Genomic DNA, 4,878 nt, shown 5'->3' on the forward strand with positions numbered 1-4,878 from the left:
GACCAGCGCCGAGCCGTCGCCGACCTTGCCCACCGAGTCCTCGATCAGGCCCTTGATCTCCTTGGCCGCACCGGCCGAGCGCTGCGCCAGCGAGCGCACCTCGGAGGCCACCACCGCGAAGCCGCGGCCCTGTTCGCCGGCACGCGCGGCCTCGACCGCGGCGTTCAGCGCCAGGATGTTGGTCTGGAACGCGATGCCGTCGATCACCGAGATGATGTCGGCGATGCGGCGCGAGGACTGCTCGATGTCGCGCATGGTGGTGACCACCTGGCCGACGATCTCTCCACCCTGCGAGGCGACCGAGGCGGCGCCGTTGGCCAGCTGGTTGGCCTGGCGGGCGTGCTCGGCGTTCTGCTTGACGGTGGAGGTCAGCTCCTCCATCGAGGCGGCGGTCTCCTCCAGGTTCGCCGCCTGCTGCTCGGTGCGGCGCGACAGGTCGGAGTTGCCGGCGCTGATTTCGCTGGCCGCGCCGCTGATGGCGGCGGAGGCGCGCTTGATCCGCGACATGATCCCGGTGAGCTGGGCGACGGTGGCGTTGGCATCGTCGCGCATCCGCGCGAACACGCCGTGGAACTCCCCCTCCATGCGGACCGTCAGGTCGCCCTCGGCCAGGCCGGCCAGCAGCCGAGAGACCTCTTCCAGGCTGACCGCGTTGGCGTCGAGGAGCTGGTTGAGCTGTCCGGCCAGTTGCAGGAAGAAGCCCGACTTGTCGGCGGTGGAGATCCGCTGCGACATGTCGCCCGCCGCGGCCGCCGCGACGATCCGCGCCACTTCCTGCTCCACCCGCGCCTCGCCGGTGCGGTCGCGCCACTCGCACACGGTGCCTACGCTTTCGCCGGCCTCGTTGCGGATCACCGAGACGGCCTGGGCGAAGCTGGCCTGTCCGTAGCGCATCTCGCGGCCGGCGCTGCCGTCGCGCTCGAGCCGCGCGATGAACTCGGCATCGGGCACGCCCCCATGCTCGAGCACGCTGACCGGCTGACCCACCAGCGGCTGCGATGGATCGACCGCCGGCAGCGCCTTCACGATGTCGTCGGCATAGCCGTCCAGCATGCGGCGAAGCGCCGGGTTGGTGTAGACGATGTTGAGTTCCGGGTCGGTGATGAACAACCCCGTCGAAGAGGCCTCCAGCGCGGTGCGGATGCGCAGGTTCTCGCTCGCGACCGCCTGGTCCCGCTCGGTACGCGCGCGCAGGTCGTGCTGCATCCGCTGCATGGCCTTGAGCAGGTCGCCGATCTCGTCGGCGCGGTCGCTGTCGATCCGGCTGTCGAGATTGCCGGCGGCGACGTCGTTGGCCACCGCCACCGCGCCGCGCACCGAGCCGGCCAGCGCCCTGGCGAACAGCCATGCGATCGCGACGCCGCCGGCGATCCCGGCCGCCAGCATCACCAGGATCACGGACATCGCCGCGCGATAGGTCCCCTGTGCCGCGTTCGAGGCGGCGGCGGCCTGGGCGTCGCTGATCGCGATCAGCGCGTTCGCCGCCGCGGCGGCCTGGTTGTGGAGCTGGGAGGTTTCGCCGAGGAAGGTATCCAGGGCGTCTTCCGGGAGGTCCAGATCGACCATTTCCTCGACCGACCGGTACGACTCCAGCGCGGCCGCCCAGCCGGCGTCGAACTGCGCCAGCGCCTCGGCGGCCTCCGCGCCGTTGCCGAGCTTCGCGTAGGCGGCCGAGGTCTGCGCGATCTCCGCTTCCAGTGCGCCGGCGCGGGTGCGCGCGTCCTGCTTGACCGCCTCGCTGGCCCGCAGCAGCCCGCGATAGGAGGTGCTGCGGAACTCGCCGAGCAGGGCGCGCAGCTCGGCCGCCGTCGCCACGCTGCGGACGGTCTGGCCGGCCAGGCGGGTGGTCTCGCCGTGCAGCGAGTTCATGCCCGAGTAGGCGGCGATCCCCTGGCCCAGCATCAGTGCGATCAGCACGCCGAAGGCGAGCATCAGCCTGGGAGCCAGGCGAAGGTTGTTGATCCGGTTCATGCGCGTGCTGTCCTTTTTCGTGCTGTCCCGCTCGGCCGCCGGCCCGCGCGGCGGGCCGGCGAAGAGCATGGGAACCGGTTTCAGTTGATGGTCGCCAGCTTGATGTCGGAAGGCGAGGTCACGCTGATCTCGGCGCGGCTGCTGTCGCGCTTGATCGCACCGATCACGCAGACGTCGCGCCCCTCGAGTTCCTCGGGAGAGGGGCGGAAGCTGTCGCGCTGGCTGCCCGGGATGCGGGCGGAAAAGGTATGCCGCGGGAACGCGCCGCCCATGTACAGGAAGGTGGGTTCGCCTTCGGAGTTCTGTGCGAAGCGGGTCTTCTCCACCTTGCCGCAGACCATGCCGGTCCTGCCGATGAAGCGGGTGGCGTGCTCGGCCGGGATCATTTCCTCGGCCGCGAGGTCGGCCGGGGCGGCATAAGCGGCGACCGCGAGGGTGGTGGCCAGCAGCAGGGTCGCAGGGATCTTCATCGGGTTGGTTCTCCATGGGTTGATGGTTGGCGATGGCCCGCACCGCGGGTCCATCCGGTTCGGCGTTCGATGGTTGTGGCACTCGGTTGCGCGCGCCGGGCGCCGCGGGTCAGGCGGCCGCCTCGAGCTCCTCGGCGACGAGGTCCGCGCTGTCGAGCAGGGTCTCGATGTCGAGCAGGATCAGCATCCGCTCGTCGACGGTGCCGATGCCGGAGATGAAGCGCGTGTCCACCGCCGCCCCGAACTCCGGCGTCGGCCGGACCTGGTCGTGGGAGAGCGGAATCACGTCGGACACCCCGTCGACGACGATGCCGACCACGCGCTCCTCGACGTTGAGCACGATCATCACGGTGAAGCTGTCGTAGCGGGCTTCGGCCAGGTGCAGCTTGAGGCGCAGGTCGATCACCGGCACGATGGTTCCGCGCAGGTTGATCACGCCCTTGATGTAGTCGGGAGCGTCCGGCACCCGCGTGACCGAATCGTAGCCGCGGATTTCCTGGACCTTGAGGATGTCCACGCCGTAGTGCTCGTCGCCGAGGGTGAAGCTCAGGAACTCTCCGGCGAAGGCATCGGGCGTACCGCTCTTGTTCTCGTTCATCGTGTCTCCTCGGCCGGAACGGGCCGCCGCAATGGGTGAATGGATGGTGTGCTTGCTTGATCGGCCGCGACCTTCGCAACTTTAGGGCTGTCGCCACGCGATTCGCGTGCGCTCAGAGCAGCCCGTTGCGCCGGGCGATGCGCTGGCGCTCGACCTGCAGGATGTAGCGCTGGATGGCCACGTCGGCGCCGCGGGGCAGGGTGGTGAACGCCATCCCGATGCGCCGGACCGCCGCCCCGTTGGCCTGGGTCTGCATCGACACGCTGCGGACCTCGACCTGGATCGCCGTGGGCGCCATGCCCGGCAGGCGCAGTTCGCAGTCGCGATGGCGCTGGCGAAGCTCGAATTCGATCGCCTCTTCCAGCACGGTGATGGCGATGCCCCCCACCGAGATGTCGCTGACCCGGTACTCGGCCTCGAGCACGGCGCCCTCGTCCTGTCGGCAACGGATCAGGCAGGAGGGCGGATCGGCGGCGGGCGTTTCCAGCCTGAACAGTTCCCGGCGCTGCAGGTAGACCACGGCGTCCGGTAGCGGGGTGCGGAACGCGACCCTGCCGTCGACCTCGATCTGCCGCTGGCCGCAGAGACGGAAACGCACCCCGACCCGGTCGATCTGGCCGGCGCAGCTGAGGTGCGGGGCCTCGCGGAGACTGCGGTTGATGGCGCCCTGGGCGCTGCCGTCGAGCAGCAGCCAGTCGCCTTCGGTGCCCAGCTCGATGATCGCGGTCGGGAAGGCATGGCTCCTGCCCGGAACGTGGGCGCTGATCAGCGCACGTCCGTCGATCAGCGACTGCAGCACCTGGCGGACCCGCAGCGGGTCGCTGAGCGCGAAGCGCTCGTCTGGGTCGACACCGGCATCGGCGCCGGTGGAGGGTGACTCGCTGCAACCTTGCATGTTTGTTTTCCGCTGGCCGGCACGGCGATTCAGGTTCCGTATCGGCGGGCGCGCCCGGCTCTTGAGTCGAAGCGGGGGCGGCGCCCGGATCCGACTCAGAATTCGGCCCAGTCCGGTTCGGCCGCGGCCGCCCTGGGCGTTGTCTTCCGGACGGCGGCGGCGGGCTGGGGCTGGTGGGCGCGGCCTGGCCCGGGGCGGCTCGCCGTGCCCGTGGCCGGCCGCGGGCGCGGCGCGGCGGCAGCGTGCTCCTCCAGGCGGAACGTCGCGATCGCCTCGGCGAGCTGGCCCGCCTGTTCCTCCATCGCCCGCGCCGCGGCCGAGGCTTCCTCGACCAGCGCGGCGTTCTGCTGGGTAGTCTCGTCCATCTGGGTCACGGTGCGTCCGACCTGTTCGATGCCCGAGGCCTGCTCCTGCGAGGCCGCCGAGATCTCGCCCATGATCCCGGCCACCCGCTGCACCGAGGCGACGACCTCCTCCATGGTCTTACCGGCCCGGTCGACCAGCGCCGAGCCGTCGCCGACCTTGCCCACCGAGTCCTCGATCAGGCCCTTGATCTCCTTGGCCGCACCGGCCGAGCGCTGCGCCAGCGAGCGCACCTCGGAGGCCACCACCGCGAAGCCGCGGCCCTGTTCGCCGGCACGCGCGGCCTCGACCGCGGCGTTCAGCGCCAGGATGTTGGTCTGGAACGCGATGCCGTCGATCACCGAGATGATGTCGGCGATGCGGCGCGAGGACTGCTCGATGTCGCGCATGGTGGTGACCACCTGGCCGACGATCTCTCCACCCTGCGAGGCGACCGAGGCGGCGCCGTTGGCCAGCTGGTTGGCCTGGCGGGCGTGCTCGGCGTTCTGCTTGACGGTGGAGGTCAGCTCCTCCATCGAGGCGGCGGTCTCCTCCAGGTTCGCCGCCTGCTGCTCGGTGCGGCGCGACAGGTCGGAGTTGCC

At 70.6% G+C, this 4,878-nt stretch carries 5 protein-coding genes; all 5 read right to left on the reverse strand.

Going from position 1 to position 4,878, the window contains the following annotated elements; translation table 11 throughout:
- A partial coding sequence (locus QFW77_RS00190) for a methyl-accepting chemotaxis protein (protein ID WP_280572116.1) occupies window positions 1-1,971 on the reverse strand: 1,971 nt, incomplete at its 3' end.
- Window positions 1,972-2,051: 80 nt separating this feature from the next.
- On the reverse strand, window positions 2,052-2,441 hold the full coding sequence (locus QFW77_RS00195; RefSeq protein ID WP_425603235.1) for a hypothetical protein: 390 nt from the start codon (window positions 2,439-2,441) through the stop codon (window positions 2,052-2,054).
- A gap of 109 nt (window positions 2,442-2,550) precedes the next feature.
- The gene (locus QFW77_RS00200) at window positions 2,551-3,039 is read right to left on the reverse strand and encodes a chemotaxis protein CheW (RefSeq protein WP_280572117.1); all 489 of its coding nucleotides are present in this window, start codon (window positions 3,037-3,039) and stop codon (window positions 2,551-2,553) included.
- 112 nt (window positions 3,040-3,151) lie between these two features.
- Window positions 3,152-3,934 (reverse strand): flagellar brake protein, encoded by a 783-nt coding sequence (locus QFW77_RS00205; protein ID WP_280572118.1) that lies wholly within the window; start codon window positions 3,932-3,934, stop codon window positions 3,152-3,154.
- A gap of 95 nt (window positions 3,935-4,029) precedes the next feature.
- A partial coding sequence (locus QFW77_RS00210) for a methyl-accepting chemotaxis protein (protein WP_280572119.1) occupies window positions 4,030-4,878 on the reverse strand: 849 nt, incomplete at its 5' end.

The sequence above is a fragment of the Luteimonas endophytica genome (assembly GCF_029887875.1).
GTDB classification, from domain to species: domain Bacteria; phylum Pseudomonadota; class Gammaproteobacteria; order Xanthomonadales; family Xanthomonadaceae; genus Luteimonas; species Luteimonas endophytica.

Coding starts and splice junctions, on each gene's coding strand:
- QFW77_RS00200 (WP_280572117.1), bottom strand. CDS start 3,039: ATGAACGAGAACAAGAGCGGTACGCCCGATGCCTTCGCCGGAGAGTTC.
- QFW77_RS00195 (WP_425603235.1), bottom strand. CDS start 2,441: ATGAAGATCCCTGCGACCCTGCTGCTGGCCACCACCCTCGCGGTCGCC.
- QFW77_RS00205 (WP_280572118.1), bottom strand. CDS start 3,934: ATGCAAGGTTGCAGCGAGTCACCCTCCACCGGCGCCGATGCCGGTGTC.